We start from the raw sequence: 231 nt of genomic DNA, 5'->3' as shown, positions 1-231 counted from the left end.
AGTGGTACCTGCAGCCCGCTAAGTACGACAATGACGTCTTGTTCTACATCTACAACCGTGAATACAGCAAGGCTTTGACACTGTCGAGGACGGTTGAGCCCTCGGGTCACCGCATGGCCTGGGGATACAACGGCAGAGTAATCGGAAGTCCCGAACATTACGCTTGGGGTATAAAGGCTTTCTAAGTTATAATATAAAGTTTCGACCACGAACCAATAAGAATGAGCAGCC

General features: G+C 48.9%; 1 protein-coding gene. It reads left to right on the top strand.

Translation table 11 applies throughout. The features are described from left to right. The first annotated feature begins 8 nt into the window (after positions 1-8). On the top strand, positions 9-185 hold the full coding sequence (locus F0U47_RS22685) for a hypothetical protein (RefSeq protein WP_497463090.1): 177 nt from the start codon (positions 9-11) through the stop codon (positions 183-185). The last annotated feature ends 46 nt before the right edge of the window (positions 186-231 follow it).

Origin of the sequence: Nocardioides antri, assembly GCF_008373765.1 — a bacterium.
GTDB lineage: Bacteria > Actinomycetota > Actinomycetes > Propionibacteriales > Nocardioidaceae > Nocardioides > Nocardioides antri.
The sequence above is the reverse complement of the archived record's forward strand: the minus strand, read 5'-3'. Positions and strand labels throughout refer to the sequence as shown.